17 protein-coding genes are annotated in these 16,753 nt (G+C 68.3%); 5 read left to right on the top strand and 12 right to left on the bottom strand.

Annotated elements, in window-relative coordinates; translation table 11 throughout:
• The first annotated feature begins 13 nt into the window (after window positions 1-13).
• The 3 genes from IV088_RS10575 (at window position 14) to IV088_RS10565 (ending at window position 2,370) form a co-directional block, all read left to right on the top strand.
• Window positions 14-1,189 (top strand): Gfo/Idh/MocA family oxidoreductase, encoded by a 1,176-nt coding sequence (locus tag IV088_RS10575; protein WP_291101629.1) that lies wholly within the window; start codon window positions 14-16, stop codon window positions 1,187-1,189.
• A complete protein-coding gene (locus tag IV088_RS10570) occupies window positions 1,189-2,040 on the top strand; it encodes a peptidoglycan DD-metalloendopeptidase family protein (RefSeq protein WP_291101626.1) in 852 nt (283 codons plus the stop codon). The genes IV088_RS10575 and IV088_RS10570 overlap by 1 nt, the downstream gene beginning before the upstream one ends.
• A gap of 96 nt (window positions 2,041-2,136) precedes the next feature.
• On the top strand, window positions 2,137-2,370 hold the full coding sequence (locus IV088_RS10565) for a hypothetical protein (RefSeq protein WP_291101623.1): 234 nt from the start codon (window positions 2,137-2,139) through the stop codon (window positions 2,368-2,370).
• 71 nt (window positions 2,371-2,441) lie between these two features.
• Here IV088_RS10565 and serS read toward each other — a convergent pair whose 3' ends face one another.
• The 3 genes from serS to IV088_RS10550 form a co-directional block, all read right to left on the bottom strand.
• Window positions 2,442-3,773, bottom strand: coding sequence for a serine--tRNA ligase (gene serS / locus IV088_RS10560; protein WP_291101620.1), 1,332 nt, complete (start codon window positions 3,771-3,773; stop codon window positions 2,442-2,444).
• A gap of 136 nt (window positions 3,774-3,909) precedes the next feature.
• Window positions 3,910-4,866: a 4-hydroxy-3-methylbut-2-enyl diphosphate reductase gene (gene ispH / locus IV088_RS10555; protein ID WP_291101618.1), complete on the bottom strand. Its 957-nt coding sequence runs from the start codon at window positions 4,864-4,866 to the stop codon at window positions 3,910-3,912.
• Window positions 4,866-5,312, bottom strand: a complete 447-nt coding sequence (locus IV088_RS10550; RefSeq protein ID WP_291101615.1) for an FKBP-type peptidyl-prolyl cis-trans isomerase — start codon at window positions 5,310-5,312, stop codon at window positions 4,866-4,868. The genes ispH and IV088_RS10550 overlap by 1 nt, the downstream gene beginning before the upstream one ends.
• A gap of 120 nt (window positions 5,313-5,432) precedes the next feature.
• On the opposite strand from IV088_RS10550, the gene radC reads away from it, so the two are divergent.
• Together radC and IV088_RS10540 are read left to right on the top strand one after the other, a co-directional pair.
• Window positions 5,433-6,125, top strand: a complete 693-nt coding sequence (gene radC, locus IV088_RS10545) for a DNA repair protein RadC (protein ID WP_291101612.1) — start codon at window positions 5,433-5,435, stop codon at window positions 6,123-6,125.
• Between the two features lie 166 nt (window positions 6,126-6,291).
• On the top strand, window positions 6,292-6,933 hold the full coding sequence (locus tag IV088_RS10540; RefSeq protein ID WP_291101609.1) for a Smr/MutS family protein: 642 nt from the start codon (window positions 6,292-6,294) through the stop codon (window positions 6,931-6,933).
• A gap of 413 nt (window positions 6,934-7,346) precedes the next feature.
• Here IV088_RS10540 and IV088_RS10535 read toward each other — a convergent pair whose 3' ends face one another.
• From IV088_RS10535 to IV088_RS10495, 9 genes are all read right to left on the bottom strand, one after another.
• Window positions 7,347-7,754, bottom strand: a complete 408-nt coding sequence (locus IV088_RS10535) for a group II truncated hemoglobin (protein WP_291101606.1) — start codon at window positions 7,752-7,754, stop codon at window positions 7,347-7,349.
• Window positions 7,755-7,759: 5 nt separating this feature from the next.
• Window positions 7,760-10,303, bottom strand: coding sequence for an FtsX-like permease family protein (locus tag IV088_RS10530; protein WP_291101604.1), 2,544 nt, complete (start codon window positions 10,301-10,303; stop codon window positions 7,760-7,762).
• Window positions 10,304-10,576: 273 nt separating this feature from the next.
• Window positions 10,577-11,209: a uracil phosphoribosyltransferase gene (upp, locus tag IV088_RS10525; RefSeq protein ID WP_291101601.1), complete on the bottom strand. Its 633-nt coding sequence runs from the start codon at window positions 11,207-11,209 to the stop codon at window positions 10,577-10,579.
• A 56-nt stretch (window positions 11,210-11,265) separates the two neighbouring features.
• Window positions 11,266-12,258, bottom strand: a complete 993-nt coding sequence (locus IV088_RS10520) for a formate dehydrogenase accessory sulfurtransferase FdhD (protein WP_291101680.1) — start codon at window positions 12,256-12,258, stop codon at window positions 11,266-11,268.
• A gap of 98 nt (window positions 12,259-12,356) precedes the next feature.
• Window positions 12,357-12,713 carry a hypothetical protein gene (locus IV088_RS10515; RefSeq protein ID WP_291101599.1) on the bottom strand — a complete coding sequence of 119 codons (357 nt, stop codon included), beginning with the start codon at window positions 12,711-12,713 and terminating at the stop codon, window positions 12,357-12,359.
• 16 nt (window positions 12,714-12,729) lie between these two features.
• Complete coding sequence (locus IV088_RS10510; RefSeq protein WP_291101596.1) at window positions 12,730-13,950, bottom strand: formate dehydrogenase subunit gamma; 1,221 nt, start codon at window positions 13,948-13,950, stop codon at window positions 12,730-12,732.
• 13 nt (window positions 13,951-13,963) lie between these two features.
• On the bottom strand, window positions 13,964-14,212 hold the full coding sequence (locus tag IV088_RS10505; protein ID WP_291101678.1) for a hypothetical protein: 249 nt from the start codon (window positions 14,210-14,212) through the stop codon (window positions 13,964-13,966).
• Complete coding sequence (gene fdh3B, locus IV088_RS10500) at window positions 14,212-14,820, bottom strand: formate dehydrogenase FDH3 subunit beta (protein ID WP_291101595.1); 609 nt, start codon at window positions 14,818-14,820, stop codon at window positions 14,212-14,214. Before fdh3B ends, IV088_RS10505 begins: the two co-directional genes overlap by 1 nt.
• 103 nt (window positions 14,821-14,923) lie before the next feature.
• The coding region (locus tag IV088_RS10495) for a formate dehydrogenase subunit alpha (protein WP_291101592.1) at window positions 14,924-16,753 on the bottom strand (1,830 nt) is incomplete at its 5' end.

Genomic DNA, 16,753 nt, shown 5'->3' with positions numbered 1-16,753 from the left:
ACCCGACCGCACCATGACCCTTGCCGCCCCCCACCTCAACCCCGTGGTCGCCCTGCTGGGCCGCCGCCTGCGCCTGGCCGTGATCGGCGGCGGGCCGGGCTCCTTCATCGGCCCCATGCACCGACAGGCCGCTCGGCTGGACGACCGCTATGAGATCGTGGCCGCGGCCATGTCGTCGGACGCGCAGCGCTCGGTGGCCGCCGGCGCGCAGCTGGGCCTGCCCGCCGACCGCTGTCACCCCGACGCGCTGGCGCTGATGGCCGCCGAGGCGGCGCGCGCCGATGGCGCCGAGGTGGTAGCGATCATGACGCCGAACGACAGCCACTTCCCCTACGCGATGGCCGCGCTCGGCCACGGTTTTGACGTGATCTGCGACAAGCCCATGACCAACACCCTGTCCGAGGCCGCGCAGCTGCGCGAGAAGGTGCAAGCCAGCGGCCGCGTGTTCTGCCTGACCCACAACTACAGTGGCTACCCCATGGTGCGGCAGGCCCGCGCGATGGTGGCCGAGGGCCAGATCGGCGAGGTCCGCATGGTGCAGGTCGAGTACGTCCAGGGCGGACGCGCCAAGCCCGGCCCGGGCCGCGTGGCCTGGAAGACCGACCCGGCGCGCGGCGGGCCGTCGCTGGTCATGGGCGACATCGGTACCCACGCCCACCAGCTGCTGCGTTTCGTCACCGGGCAGGAGGTGGCGCAGGTCGCGGCCGAGCTGGGCTGCGTGGTGCCCGAGCGCACGGCGCACGACTTCGCGGGCGCCCTGCTGCGGCTCGATGGCGGCGCGCGCGGCAGTTTCTGGGTCACGCAGGCCGCCGCCGGGGTGGAGAACGGCCTGCGCATCCGCGTGAGCGGATCGCGCGGCACGCTCGACTGGCAGCAGGAACACCCCCAGGTACTGAGCTTCAAGCCGCTGGACGCGCCCGCGCAGCTCCTCACGCCCCGAGGCCCCGGCACGCTGCCGCTGGCGCTGCGCGCCACGCGCGTGGCCGCCGGCCACCCCGAAGGTTTCCCCGAGGCCTTCGCCAACCTGTATTCGGACGCGGCCGAGGCCATCGCCGCAAGGCGCGCCGGCCAGGCACCCGACCCGCTGGCCCTGCATTTCCCCAACGCGCACGACGGCTGGATGGGCATGCGTTTTGTCGAGGCGGTGATCCGCTCCAGCGCCGACGGTGGTGCGTGGATGGCCGCTTGATGGGCGCCCCGACCTTTCACCGGCGAGCCGTGCTGCTCGGCGCCGCCGGCCTCGCGCTCGATGCGCTCCCGGCGTGGGCCGGCGCCGATGGCCACGCCTGGCCCATGGCGTCGGCGGTGCCGGGCGGCGTGGCCCATGTGCCGCTGGGGCCGGCCGGCCAGCGCCCGGCCGCGTGGGCGGGCGAGCTGCCCCTGCTCGTGCTCGGCAGCCCGGCGGGGTGGACCGCGCTGGTCGGCATCCCGCTGGCGGCCGAGCCGGGCGAGGCGCGCATCACGGTGCAAGCCGATGGCGGCGCACCGCGCGAACTGGCCTACCGCGTGGCCCCCAAACGCTACGCCGAGCAGCGCCTGAAGGTGGCGCCCAGGACGGTGGACCTGTCGCCGGACGACCTCGCGCGCTTCGAGCGCGAGCGCGACCACCAGCAACAGGTGATCGCCACCTTCAGCGAGCCACTGCCGCAAACGCTGCGCATGCGGGTGCCCACCCCAGGACGCCGCTCCAGCTCGTTCGGCTTGCGCCGGGTGTTCAACGGCCAGGGTCGCAACCCGCACAGCGGCATGGACATCGCTGCGCCGCGGGGCACCCCGGTGGTGGCGCCGCTGGCGGGCCGGGTGATCGACACCGGTGACTATTTCTTCAACGGCCAGACCGTCTGGCTGGACCACGGTGGCGGTCTGCTCAGCATGGTCTGCCACCTGAGCGCCATCACCGTGCGGGTGGGCGACGCCGCGCCGGCGGGCACGCGCCTGGGCGCGGTGGGCGCCACCGGCCGCGTCACCGGGCCGCATTTGCACTGGGGTGTGATGCTCAACCGTGCGATGGTGAACCCAGCGTTGTTTATTGATGGATAAGTCGCGGAATCGGCGGGTAAATGACGAAAGATCGCAGCGAATGCAGGCAAAATGCGGCCCTGCCCAAACCCCTGCCCTGACGCTCTGGAGACTCTTTTGACCCGCGCCCTGTTTGCCCTCGCCGCTGCCAGCCTCCTGCTGACCGCCTGCTCCACGTCCAAGCCCTACTGGTTCAAGAACGAAGTGAGCGCCTTTGACACCGCCAACATCGAGTCGGAATGCAAGTTCCAGACGGGGTTGAGCAAGGTCAAGGAAGACCAGGCCGAGGAACTGGTCAAACACTGCATGCAGGCCAAGGGCTTCCGCCAGCGCTCGGACAAGCCCAACTGATTTCCGGATTTCAAACTTTGAAACAAAAAGCCCCGCGATGCGGGGCTTTTTGTTGGGGTTTTGCGTCCTGATCAGGCTGGCGTGAGCCGCTCCAGACCGCCCATGTAGGGCCGCAGCACCTCGGGCACGGTCACGCTGCCGTCGGCGTTCTGGAAGTTCTCCAGCACCGCCACCAGCGCACGGCCCACGGCCAGGCCGGAGCCGTTGAGCGTGTGCACCAGCTCGTTCTTGCCCTGGGCGTTCTTGAAGCGCGCCTGCAGGCGGCGGGCCTGGAAGGCCTCGCAGTTGGAGATCGAGCTGATCTCGCGGTAGGTGCCCTGCGCCGGCACCCACACCTCCAGGTCGTAGGTCTTGCTGGCGCCGAACCCCATGTCGCCGGTGCACAGGCTCATCACGCGGTAGGGCAGGCCCAGCTTCTGCAGGATCGCCTCGGCGTGGCCGGTCATGGCTTCCAGCGCTTCGTAGCTCTTCTCGGGGTGCACGATCTGCACCATCTCGACCTTGTCGAACTGGTGCTGGCGGATCATGCCGCGCGTGTCGCGCCCGGCGCTGCCGGCTTCGGAGCGGAAGCACGGCGTGTGCGCGGTCATCTTGATGGGCAGTTCGGCCTCGGACAACACGGTGTCGCGCACCACGTTGGTCAGCGTCACCTCGCTGGTCGGGATCAGGTACAGCGCCTGGGTGTCGGGCATTTCTTCGCCCTCCTGCCCGCCCTTTTTCACGGCGAACAGGTCGCCCTCGAACTTGGGCAGCTGTCCGGTGCCGCGCAGCGTCTCGCCGTTGACGATGTAGGGCGTGTAGCACTCGGTGTAGCCGTGCTCCTGCGTCTGCACGTCCAGCATGAACTGTGCAAGTGCGCGGTGCAGGCGGGCGATCGGGCCGCGCATGAAGGTGAAGCGCGAGCCGGCCAGCTTGGCGCCGGTGTCGAAATCCAGGCCCAGCTGCTCGCCGATGTCCACGTGGTCGCGCACGGTGAAGTCGAAGCTGCGCGGCCCCTTGCCGTCAGGACTCCACTGGCGCACCACCACGTTGCCCTCTTCGCCCGCGCCCACCGGCACGCTCTCGTGCGGCAGGTTGGGCACGGCCAGCAGCAGGTTCTGCAGCTCGCCCTGAATCACCTCCAGCCGCGTGGCGGAGCTTTCCAGCTCGGCCTTCATCTCGCCCACCTGCGCCATCACCGCGTCAGCCTCGGCGTGCTGGCCCTTGCCCTTGAGCATGCCGATCTGTTTGGAGAGGCTGTTGCGCTGGCTCTGCAGCGCCTCGGTGCGGGTCTGCAGCGTCTTGCGCTCGGCTTCCAGCGCCTGGTAGGCGGGCACGTCCAGGTAAGGCTGGGGCGACTTGCGGGTGTCCAGGCGCGCCACCACGGCGTCCAGGTCTTTGCGGAGTTGGAGGATGTCAAGCATGGGGAAGATTGTAGGTTTGCGGCAGATCCGGCTGCGAAGAGGTATCGCCCACCCAGGCCAGCGCGGAACCGGCTCCGCCGGGCCGCTGCTGGCGCCCCCTGGGGGGTGACGCCGAAGGCGGCGCGGGGGGAGCCCGTCAATGAATGTGTTCAACCGGGCCGTCGCCCGTGATCTTCAGCCCCTTGGGCAGCGGGAACTTGATGGTCTCGGTCAGGCCGTCCATGCGGCGCACGGCGATGACGCCAAAGGCCCGCAAGCGCTCGATGACCTGCTGCACCAGGATGTCGGGTGCCGACGCGCCGGCCGTGAGGCCCACGCGGGACTTGCCCTCGAACCACTCGGCCTGCAGCTCGTCGGCGTTGTCCACCATGTGGCTGGGCGTGCCGAGCTTGATCGCGACCTCGCGCAGGCGGTTGCTGTTGGAGCTGGTGGGGCTGCCGACCACGATCACGATGTCCACTTGCGGGCTCATGAGCTTGACCGCGTCCTGGCGGTTCTGGGTGGCGTAGCAGATGTCCTGCTGCTTGGGCTCGCGCACCTTGGGGAATCGCGCCTTGACCGCCTCCAGAATGCCGACGGTGTCGTCCACCGACAGCGTGGTCTGCGTGACCACGGCCAGCTTCTCGCACTGGGCTGGCTGCACCCGGGCCACGTCCGCAATATCTTCCACGAGGTGGATGCCGTCGCTGAGCTGCCCCATGGTGCCTTCGACCTCGGGGTGTCCCTTGTGGCCGATCATGATGAACTCGAAGCCTTCGCGGTGCAGCTTGGCCACCTCCACGTGCACCTTGGTCACCAGCGGGCAGGTGGCGTCGAAGATCTGGAAGCCACGCGCGCGGGCTTCGTCCTGCACCGCCTTGCTCACGCCGTGTGCCGAAAACACCAGCGTGGCGCCCGGCGGCACGTCGGACAGCTCCTCGATGAAGATCGCGCCCTTGTCCTTGAGGTCGTTGACCACGTAGGTGTTGTGCACGATCTCGTGGCGCACATAGATCGGCCGGCCGAACTTGGCCAGCGCGCGCTCGACGATCTCGATGGCGCGGTCCACGCCGGCGCAGAAGCCCCTGGGCTCAGCCAACAGAATTTCACTCATCAAAGGACTCCAATCAGCTGGACTTCAAATGTCACCGGCTGGCCCGCCAGCGGGTGGTTGAAGTCGAACAGCACGGCGCCGTCTTCCCGCACCTCGACCGCCGAGCCGGCGTAGCTGCCCAGGCCATCGGGCGTGGGGAACTGCACCACGTCGCCCGCCACGTACTGTTCGTGCGGGTCGCCCAGCTCGCTCAGCAGCTTGCGCGCGACCCACTGGACCATCTCGGGCTGGCGCTCGCCGAAGGCCTCGCCGGCCGCCAGCTCGATCACGGTGCGCGTGCCCTCCTCTAGGCCGAGCAGGCGCTGCTCGATGGCCGGCGACAGCTGTCCCGAGCCCAGGCTCAGGGTGGCGGGCTGGCCCTCGAAGGTGTCGATGATCACCTGGCCCTGCGGACCGGACATGCGGTAGTGCAGGGTGAGAAAAGAGCCGTCTTGGACTTGGGACATGGACAAATGGGGGATGAAACAGAGGGGGTGATGGACCGAAACCGCGGAAAACCGCCGGTTCGTGCCCGCCACGCAACAGCCGCTATTGTAAAAAGCGGGCAGCCACAGGGAACAACACACATGAATGGCCTTGCCAGCACCGGACTCAAGAGCCTTCCGAGCGACGCGCGACCACGCGAAAAGCTGCTCGCACGCGGGCCCTCGGCCCTGAGCGACGCCGAGTTGCTGGCCCTGCTGCTGCGCACCGGCATGGCCGGCAAACACGTGATCCAGCTGGCCCAGGAGCTGCTCGACCGTTTCGGCGGCGTGGGCGGCCTGCTGCACACCGGTGCCGAGGCGCTGAAGGTGATCAAGGGTCTGGGGCCGGCCAAGCGCGCCGAGGTCGTGGCCGTGCTGGAACTGGCGCGCCGTGCCCTCGCGCAGGAACTGCAGCAGAAGCCCCTGTTCGACAGCCCGAAAGCCGTGCGCGAGTACCTGCAGCTGCAGCTCGGCGCCAAGGCCCACGAGGTCTTCTCCGTGTTGTTCCTCGACAGCCAGAACCGCCTGATCGCGCTCGAAGAGCTGTTTCGCGGCACGCTCACCCAGACCAGCGTGTACCCCAGGGAAGTGGTGCTCAGGGCCCTGCACCACCACGCCGCTTCGGTCGTGCTGGCGCACAACCACCCGAGTGGCGTGGCCGAACCGTCGCGCGCCGACGAAGCGCTCACGCAGACGCTCAAGGCCGCGCTGGCGCTGGTGGACGTGCGCGTGCTCGACCACTTCATCGTGACCCGGGACAACGCGGCGTCGATGGCAGAGCTCGGTCTGATCTAGCCCCCCTGCGCCGCTGTGCGGCTTCCCCCCAGGGGGACCACACCCTTGGACCGGCAAAGCCGGATCTTCGGTGTGTGCTGGGTTGGGCACGCGCTCCGGCTGCCCACTCCCCACAATGCCGGCTTCTGGGCACTGGGAACCTCGCCTGCGCGAGAATCGCGCCACCATGAAACTGCGCTCGCTGTCCGAACTCAAGACGCTGCAGCAGGTGATCGCCCAGCGGGCGGCCGCCGAGGCGGCGGCGCGCGAGGCGGAGCGCCTGCGCCTGCAACGGCTGGACCGCGAGAAGCGCCTGTTTGAACTGGCGGTCGGCCCGGTGCGGCCGCTGCCCGCTGCGCGGCACGCGGTGCACCCTCCGCGCCATGTGCCCCCCGAGCCCCGGCAGCGCCAGCTGGACGAAGACGCCGTGATGCGCGAGGCGCTGTCGGACGACTTTGACGTCGAAACGCTGCTGCACACCGACGACCAGCTGAGTTACCACTGCCATGGGCTGGGGCCGGACGTGATGCGCAAACTGCGCGAAGGCCACTGGAGCATCCAGCGCCAGATCGACCTTCACGGCCTGCGGGTGGACGAAGCGCGCGAGGCGCTGGGCCGCTTCGTTCGCGAGTCGCACCAGCTGGGCCTGCGCTGCGTGCGGGTGGTGCACGGCAAGGGCCTGGGCTCACCGGGCCGCGCACCGGTGCTCAAGGGACGGGTGCTGCGCTGGCTGGTGCAGAAGAAGGAAGTGATGGCCTTCGTTCAGGCGCGGCCGGCCGAGGGTGGGGCCGGGGCGCTGGTGGTGCTGCTCAAGCCGGTGGGGCGCTGAGCGTTCTTCCCCTTCGGCGCTCGTTGCGTTTGGGCAGGGGCAGGTGGTCCGGGTGTGCGTTCTCCGTCCCACCTCTCGGGCGTCTGCGTGGGCACGCTACCGTTGCTTCATCAACGCCTTGGTTGCGCGCAAGCCCTGTGGCAACCGCGAATGGGGCCTGCGCCCGCTCACCCAAACCACCTGCCCCGAAGTGAGATTTGAGCGAACCCGCGAGCACACCCTTCCGCCTTTGAGGACGATGGCGGTTCCCCCGGGCGCAGGCCCTATTCGCCGTAGCCACAGAGGCCGAGCACCAGTTCAGGGTTGACGAGGTGTCGGTTGCGCGCTCACCCATCTGACGGCGAGCGTGGGCCGGAGAACGGGGGTGCCGCCATCGGCCTGCCCGAGGTGCAGGCGCGAACAGCCCCAGAAAGTCAGGCCGGCCTGTTCCGCATCCAGTCGGCGGTCTTGAAGAAACTGTCTTTTAGACGAACCCGAAGATCCTCCGGCACCCCTGTCTCGCCCATCGCCTGGTCCATGCAGGCCAGCCACTGGTCGCGCTCGACGATGCCGATGGCAAAGGGCATGTGGCGCATGCGCAGGCGCGGGTGGCCGAAGCGCTCTTCATAGTGCGAGGGTCCGCCCAGCCAGCCGCACAGGAACCAGTGCAGCTTCTGCCGAGCGTCGTCCAGCGTGCTGCCGTGCGCGGCGCGCAGTTCGCGGTAGCCGGGCTCGATGTCCATCAGGTCATAGAAACGGTCCACCAGCGCCCGCACGCGGGCTTCTCCACCGATCCATTCAAACGGGGTGGCGGGGGAAACGGGAGATTCAGAAGCGCTCATCAGGGTCACACCGCGGCTCTGCGCAAGGTTTCAACGACAGGCGTGCGCAACACGCTGCGCAGCCCCCACCAGCCGGCCATCAGGGCCAGCACACCGCCCGCCAAGGCGCCGCCCAGCGGCACCCAGAGCGACGGCTGCCAGCTGAACTCGAACACGAAACGCGCCAGCGCCCAGCCCACGCCCATCGCCACCACCGAGGCCAGCAGGCCCGCGAGCAGGCCCACACCCAGCAGCTCGATGCGCTGCACATCGCGCAGCAGCTTCGACCCTGCGCCCACGGCGCGCAGCACGGCGAACTCGCGCTCGCGTTCACCGCGCGTGGCGGTGATCGTGGCCAGCAGCACCACCAGCCCGGCGGCCAGCGCGAAGGCAAACAGGAACTCGACCGCGCGGATCACCTGGCCCAGCACGCGCTGCACCTGCGCGATGGTCTGGCTCATGTCCACGTTGGTGATGTTGGGAAACTGGCGCACCAGCGTGTTGTCGAACCGTTTGTCGCTGTCGGCCACGCGGTAGGCGCTGATGTAGGTGGCGGGCACGTCGGGCATCTCCGCGAGCGGGAAGATGACGAAGAAGTTGACGCGCATCGAGCCCCAGTCCACCTTGCGCAGGCTGGTGATGCGGCCGTTCACCGCGACACCGGCCATGTCGAAGCCCAGCGTGTCGCCCAGCTTCAGGCCCAGTTCCTCCGCGAGGCCCTCCTCAACGCTCAGGCCGTCGGCCTCGTTGGCGGTCCATTGGCCTTGCACCACCTTGTTGTGCGGCGGTTGGACCTCGGTGTGCGACAGGTTGAACTCGCGCTCCACCAACCGCTGCGCGCGCTCGCTCTCGTAGCTCCCGGGCTGCACCGGCTGGCCGTTGACTGTCACCAGCCGGCCGCGAATCATCGGGTACCAGTCGAACTTGGCAATGCCACCGTCACGCAGCGCCTGCTGGAAGGCAGCGCCCTGTTCAGGCTGCACATTGATCACGAACCGGTTGGGTGCGTCGGGCGGTGTGGCGTTGCGCCAGCTGGCGATGAGGTCGGTACGCAGCAGCACCAGCAGCACCAGCGCGAGCAGGCCCACGGCCAGCGAGCTGATCTGCACCACCGCGTAGGCCGGACGGGCCGACAGCTGGCGCGTGGCTAGCACCAGCGCGCGCGGCGCGGTGGCTTCGTTCACGCTGCGCCGCAACAGCCACACGGCGCCCCAGCTGACCAGCGCGAACACCGTTACCGCCACGGCAAAGCCGCCCACGGCGATGCCGCCCAGTTTCAAGTCGCGGCTGGCCGCCAGCAGCAGCACAGCAAAACCGGCCACGCCCAGCCCGAGCACGGCCAGCGTCGCGGGCTTGAGCTGACCCACGTCGCGCCGGATCACGCGCAGCGGCGGCACCTGCGCGAGCTGCAGCACCGGCGGCAGGCCAAAGGCCAGCATCAGCGTGAGCCCCATGCCCAGGCCCAGCAGCACCGGCCAGACGCTCGCGGCCGGCAACGCCGACTCGACCAGCCCCGCCAGCAACAGCACGAACACGTGGTGAAACGCATACCCCGCGAGCACGCCCAGCACGCTCGCCGCGAGACCCACCACAATGAATTCGAAGGCGTAGGCGCGCGCCATCGCGCCCTGCGACAGGCCGAGCACGCGCATCATGGCGCAGTCGTCGAGGTGGCGCTGCGCGAAGCCGCGCGCCGCGATGGCGACCGCCACGGCGGACAGCAAGGCCGCCAGCAGCGCGACGAGGTTGAGGAATTTTTCGGCGCGCGCCAGCGTCTGCTGCATCTCGGGCCGACCGCCTTCGAGCGACTCCAGGCGCAGGCCGCGCACATCGGGCTTGGCGATTTCGGCCTCGGCCCAGGTCACGAAGCGTTTGACCGCCGCATCGTTTCCGGCCACGGCGACGCGGTGGTTGAGGCGGCTCGCGGGCTGCACCAGGCCGGTGGCCAGCAGGTCGGCGGCGTTGATCATCACGCGCGGCGCGAAGCTCATGAAACCCGCGCCCCGGTCGGGCTCGACCACGATGACCTTCGCCAGCGTGAGGCTCGAATCCCCCAGCAGCAGCGGCTGGCCGATCTTCAGGTCGAGCGCGGCCAGCAAGGCCGCATCGACCCAGACCGTGCCCGGCGCCGGGATGTCGCGCGTGACCACGTCGGCGGCCTCGGGCGCGTCCGCCACCCGCAAAGCGCCGCGCAGCGGGTAGCCCGCAGACACCGACTTCAGCGCCACCAGCCGCGCCGCGCCACCGTCTTCGTCGCGCGCCCGGCCCATGGTGGGAAAGCCCAGGGTCTGCACCGTCTGCAGGCCCAGGCTGCGCGCCTGTGCTTCAAAGGCCGGTGGCGGCGCCTTGTCGCTCTGGATCACCGCATCGCCACCGATCAGCGCCCGCGCGTCCCGCGTCAGCCCGCCCTGCAGCCGGTCGGCAAAAAAACCCACCGCCGTCAGCGCCGCCACCGCCAGCGTCACCGCCAGCAGCAGCAACCGCAATTCACCCGCCCGCCAGTCGCGCCAGAGCGAGCGCCAGCCGAGTTGCCAGAAAGATGGGGGGGTTGAAGCGGGTGCGACGGACATGCTCGGACCTTAACGCAAGCGGATCAACCGCGCGGCGTGCTGCGGTTTGGGATGGAACGCGACGGTTTGCTCAACGGAAGCCTTTGCTCTCGCGGCCCTCACCCCAGTCCTCTCCCAGGGGAAGAGGACGTGGAGGTGCGGCGCGCGGATTGCGTTCACCGGAGAGCGTGCCTCATTTGAGAACGCGGCGGAACTGGCTTCGCCAGGCCGCTCGCGTTGCCCCTTGAGGGGCGGAGCCGGTTACACGCAGTGAACCGGCGATGGGGGTGGGCTCTACTTCGTCCCGAAGATGCGGTCGCCCGCGTCACCCAGCCCAGGAACGATGTAGCCATGCTCATTGAGCTCGCGGTCCACCGCCGGGGTGTAGATCGGCACGTCGGGGTGGGCGTCGTGAAAGGTCTTGATGCCCTGAGGGCAGGTGACCAGGCACACGAAGCGGATCGAGCGCGGTTTCGTCTGCTTCAGGCGGTCGACGGCGGCCACGGCCGAGTTGCCGGTGGCGAGCATGGGGTCGAGCACGATCACGTCGCGCTCTTCCATGCCGCTGGGCATCTTGAAGTAGTACTCGACCGCCTGCAGCGTGGCCGGGTCGCGGTACAGGCCGATGTGGCCCACCCGCGCGCCGGGAATGACCTGCAGCATGCCGTCGAGGAAACCGTTGCCCGCGCGCAGGATGGAGGCCAGCACGATCTTCTTGCCGTCGATCACACGCGAGGTCATGGTCTCCAGCGGGGTCTCGATCTCAATCTCGTGCATCGGCATGTCGCGCGTGAGCTCGTAGGCCAGCAGAGCCGAGAGTTCGTGCACCAGCTCGCGGAAGCTCTTGGTGCTGGTGTCCTTGCGGCGCATCAGCGTGAGCTTGTGCTGGACCAGGGGGTGATCAATGATGTGGACGTCGCGGCTCATCGGCAAGGCTCATTTGGCGGGTTGGGCTGGCTCCAGGAGCCAGCGGGGAGCTGAGTTTATGCGGCTTCCGACGGCACCTCTGGTGCCGCTCTGCGCTGCGCCACCGGGGCGGCGGGGATCGCGTCGAACACCAGCCGCTGCGGGTGCGTGTAGCAGAGAAAGCGCGTGTTCGTCGCGCGACCAATCGCGCACAGGCCCACGCGCTCCGCGATCTGCTGGCCCATCTGCGTGATGCCCGAACGCGACACCACGAGGGGCACGCCCATCTGCGCCGACTTGATGACCATCTCGCTGGTCAGGCGACCGGTGGTGTAGAACACCTTTTGACCGACCGGCAAGCCGTCCTGACGATCCGGCGCAGGGCCGCCCCGAGCCGGATCAGCCCCTGGGACTGGCGCGGACCGGTACCCTTCCCGATCCTGGGGCAGCGACCCGCGTGAGCGGTGGAGCGTGGGGGCCTGTTGCAAGGCCATCCAGCCCGCAATCGTGTCCACGGCGTTGTGGCGGCCCACGTCTTCGACGAACAGCTGCAGCTGGTCGTCCACGAACAGCGCGCAGGCATGCACCGAACCGGCCGACTTGTAGGTGCTTTCTTTCAGGCGGATGGTGTTGACGATGCGGTTGAGCTGCGACTGGCGCAGCACCGCGTCGGGCGGCAGCACGATGCGATCGATCTCGTCCATCAGCCCGCCGAACACGCTGCCCTGCCCGCAGCCGGTGGTGACCACCCGTTTGGAGGTGCGTTCTTCGATGCGATCGATGCCGTGTCGCGTGACCACGGCGGCGGCGCCCACCTCCCAGTCGACCGTGATGGACTCGATGTCGCTCACCGAACCCACCAGGCGCTGGTTGAGCAGGAACCCCAGCACCAGCCACTCGGGATGGGCGCCCAGGGTCATGAGGGTGACGAGTTCGCGCTTGTCGACATAGACCGTGAGGTCGCGCTCGGCGGGGATCGACACGGTGCCGGGCTGGCCGAACTCGTCCACCACCGCCACCTCGCGGGTGAGCGGTGCGATGGCCTGGGTCAGTCGGGGCAGGGTCGGCACGGTGGAAAGGTCAACAAGGGTCACGGCGGGGAATTCACAAAAGGAAGAAGGCCCGAAGGCCTTCCACATGATGCATCAGCGGGCGTTCAGGCGCCGCATCAGGACTTTTTGGCCGGGGCGGCGGCAGGGGCTGCGGGCGCGGCGGGCACAGCCGCAGGGGCCGCCGCCGCTGCGGGCGCGGGCCAGACGAAGGGGCCGGGATCGGCACAGGGCGGCGTGGCCGTGGCCGGCTTCACCGTTTTGCCCGAAGCGGCAGCGGTCTTGTGGTAATTCGCGGCCGAACGGTCCATCGACAGGCACAGCTTGTAGCCGTCCACCTTGCCGGCGTGTGCGGTCTTGGCCTTGGCCTCGTCCGCCTTGGCCTTGGCGGCGTCGTCCAGCACGGGGGCGGGCAACTTGGCCATGGCGCCGACCGAGGCGGTGAGCAGCAGGGAAATGAGCAGGAGTGATTTCATGGATGTCCTCGAATGATCAGGCCTTGGCCGTGGCGTCGATGGCCGACGGCTGGGACGGCTGGCTGCGTTGCGCGGGGATCTTGCCGGCCTTGATGTCGTCGTACCAGAGCTCGTGGTGCTCCTTGGCCCAGGCCTCGTCGACATGACCAGTCCGCATGGCGCTGTAGGCGCCCTTCATGCCGATGGTGCCCATGAAGATGTGGCCCATGATCAGCGCCATCATCACCAGCGCACACACGATGTGCAGCATGTGCGCGATCTGCATGTCGCCCCGCAGGTACAGCATGCCAGGCAGCAGCTTGTCGAGGAACAGGCCAGAGCCCACCACGACGATGCCAGGGATGGTGATGCCCCACCAGAACAGGCCTTTTTCACCCGCGTTGAAGCGGTGCGAGGGCACTTCCTTGTCACCCAGCATGCCACCCAGCTTGGAGAGCCAGACGAAGTCGGCCGCATTGGCGATGTTGTCCTTGATGAAGGTCACGATCACGATCAGCAGCGACACGGCAAACAGCGGGCCCACGAAGTTGTGCAGGTTCTTCAGTGCAAAGGTCAGCCAGCCAAACAGCATGCTGCCGATCACCGGCAGGATGAAGAACTTGCCGAAGGCCATCACGATGCCCGACACCGCCAGCGCAATGAAGGCGCCCGCGTTGGACCAGTGCGCCGCGCGCTCCAGCGGCGTGAAGCGCTCGATGGTGCGACCGGTGTCCTTGAGGTGCCCGCCCAGCGGCCCTTTGGCCTTGTAGAAGATCGCCAGCGCCAGCAACACGATGAACAGCAGCGCCCCGCCGTAGGGGATCAGCCAGTCGTTGCGCACCTGCCGCCAGGCCTCGCCGGCGTTGGTCAGGCGCGAGCCGGGGTACTGCACGAACGGCTGGATCAGATTGCCCGCTTCGGGCGCCTGGCTCAGCGGCAGGCTGCTGTAACCCGTCACGCCCTTGCCCACGTCGCGCCACATGGGCGCGTTGTTGCCGGGCTGCACCTGGCGCCGTTCGGCGTTGGTCTGCCCGGCGTACTTGGGGTCGGTGCTGGCGTCGGGCGCGATCTCGAAGACGTTCGCGCTCTTGACGCCGGCCACGGCCGGGGCTGCCGGTGCCGCCTGCGCGGCATCGGCGGGCGCGGCGGCGCCAGGGGTCGTTTGAGCCGAGGCCCAGCCAGCGCCGAGCGCCAGCGAGGCAGCGATCAGGCCACCGCGCCAGGTGTGTTGGAAAGCCGAAAAGAAAGGCCGGGTCATGGCTGTCCTTTCGTCAAGGCTGGGTGCCCATGCGGGTGTAGTCGTTTTGCCCGTACTGGGCGCGAGCCTTGAGCTGTTGCTCCCAGCTGGCCTTGTCGCCGACCTTCCAGCCGGTCTGCGCGTACTGGCTGCTGCCCACGCCAGCATAGGGCGCGCCGTCCTGCTTGACGCCCTGGCCGGTGAGGTCCTGCGGCGCTTCGCCGCAGGCCACGAGGGCCAACGCGGCGGCAACCAGCGTGACGCGAAAGAAACCTTGCTGCATCATGATTTGGCCCCTTCCTTGGTGGCGGTGCCGTAGGCCGTGCCCCAGCCCCAGACTTCGGCGCCCTTGCCCCGGCGCAGCACGCGGGTGCGGAAGATGTCGGCCACGGTGTCGCCGTCGCCGGCGATCAGGGCCTTGGTCGAGCACATCTCGGCGCAGGCGGGCAGCTTGCCCTCGGCCAGGCGGTTGCGGCCGTATTTTTCGAACTCGGCGGCGCTGCCGTGCTCTTCCGGGCCACCGGCGCAGAAGGTGCACTTGTCCATCTTGCCGCGCACACCGAAGGTGCCTTGACTCGGAAACTGCGGCGCACCGAAGGGGCAAGCGTAAGAGCAGTAACCGCAGCCGATGCACACGTCCTTGTCGTGCAGCACCACGCCTTCGTCGGTGCGATAGAAACAGTTGACCGGGCAGACCGCCATGCACGGCGCGTCGCTGCAATGCATGCAGGCCACCGAGATCGACTTCTCGCCGGGCACACCGTCGTTGAGCGTGACCACGCGGCGGCGGTTCACGCCCCAGGGCACTTCGTGTTCGTTCTTGCAGGCCGTGACACAGCCGTTGCACTCGATGCAACGCTCGGCGTCACAGATGAATTTCATTCTTGCCATGGTGTCTCCTGTTCGGTGGTTTTCCCGCCGGGCCGCCCCAAGGGAAAACGAGCCCCCTCGGGGGGCAGCGCATTACACGCAGTGAAAAGCGTGGGGGTCATGTTCATGCTTTTTCGACGTTGCAGACCGTCGTCTTGGTCTCTTGCATCATCGTGACGATGTCGTACCCGTAGGTCGTGGCGGTGTTGACGGCCTCGCCCCGCACGACGGGCATCGCGCCCGCCGGGTAGTGGGCCTTCATGTCTTCGCCCTGCCAGCGGCCGGAGAAGTGGAACGGCAGGAACACGGTGTGGTCGTTCACGCGCTCGGTCACCAGCGCCTGCACGTTGATGCGCGCACCGGTGGGCGAACTCACCCAGACGCGCTCGCCGTTGCGGATGCCGCGCGCCGCCGCCGTGACCGGGTTGATCTCGACAAACATCTCCTGCTGCAGCTCGGCCAGCCAGGGGTTGGAGCGGGTCTCCTCGCCGCCGCCTTCGTACTCCACCAGGCGGCCGGAGGTCATGATCAGCGGGAATTTCTCGTGGACCTTGTCGTCCACGTTCTTCTGCTGCAGCGACTTGTAGAGGATGGGCAGGCGCCAGCGGCTCTTCTGGTCGTCGTGGCTCGGGTACTTGGCCACCATGTCGGGGCGGATGCCGTAGATCGGCTCGCGGTGTTGCGGCACGGCGTCGGGGAAGTTCCAGACCACCGCACGCGCCTTGGCGTTGCCAAACGGGTGGCAGCCATGGGCCATGGCCACCCGGATGATCGCGCCCGTGGGGTCGGTCTTCCAGTTCTTGCCTTCGGCCTTGGTCTTCTCGGCGTCGCTCAGGTCGTCCCACCAGCCCAGCTTCTTGAGCAGCAGGTGGTCGAACTCGGGATAGCCGGTGGTGATCTCCGAACCCACCGAGTGTGAGCCGTCTTCGGCCAGCAAGCTCACGCCGTCCTTCTCCACCCCGAAGTTCGCGCGGAAGTTGCCGCCGCCGTCCATGACGTGTTTGGACGTGTCGTAGAGGTTGGGCGAACCCGGGTGCTTGATCTCGGGCGTGCCGTAGCAGGGCCAGGGCAGACCGAAGTAATCGCCGGTCATGTCGTAGCCGGTCTCCTTGTCCACGACCTTGCCCTTGGCCTTGAGCGTTTTCACGTCGAAGGCGCCCATGTTGCGCATGTGGGCCTTCAGGCGCTCCGGGCTCTGGCCGGTGTAGCCAATCGTCCAGACCGACTTGTTGATTTCACGCAGGATGTCTTCCGGCACGGGCTCGTCCAGGCCCTTGATCTGCTGCATCTTGTAGTTCTTAGACAGCTCGGTGGCGAAGCCGAGTTTCTGGGCGAACTGGTGCATGATCATGTGGTCGCTGCGGCTCTCCCACAGCGGATCGATCACCTTCTCGCGCCACTGCAGCGAGCGGTTCGAGGCGGTGCAGGAACCGCTGGTCTCGAACTGCGTGGCCGCCGGCAGCAGGTAGACCGCGCGGTCGGGGTTGAGGTCCTCGGGCTTGCCCGGCATGGCGGCCATCGCCGCCGTGGCCGAGGGGTACGGGTCCACCACCACCAGCAGGTCCAGCTTGTCCATGGCGCGCTTCATCTCCAGACCGCGGGTCTGCGAGTTGGGCGCGTGGCCCCAGAAGAACACGCCGCGCAGGTTCGGGCCCTGGTCGATCAGTTCGTTGTTCTCCAGCACGCCGTCGATCCAGCGCGAGACGGTGATGCCGGGCTTCTCCATCGTGCCTTCGGCGTACTGTTTCTTGATCCACTCGTAGTCCACGCCCCAGACGGCGGCGAAGTGTTTCCACGAACCCGCGGCCAGGCCGTAGTAGCCCGGCAGCGAATCCGGGTTGGGGCCGACGTCGGTCGCGCCCTGCACGTTGTCGTGGCCACGGAAGATGTTGGTGCCGCCGCCGCTCTTGCCCACGTTGCCCAGCGCCAGCTGCAGGATGCACGAGGCGCGCAC

It is taken from the genome of Hydrogenophaga sp. (assembly GCF_018780075.1).
Lineage (GTDB): Bacteria > Pseudomonadota > Gammaproteobacteria > Burkholderiales > Burkholderiaceae_C > Hydrogenophaga.
Note: the sequence above shows the minus strand (reverse complement) of the source record. Positions and strands in the feature narration are given on the sequence as shown.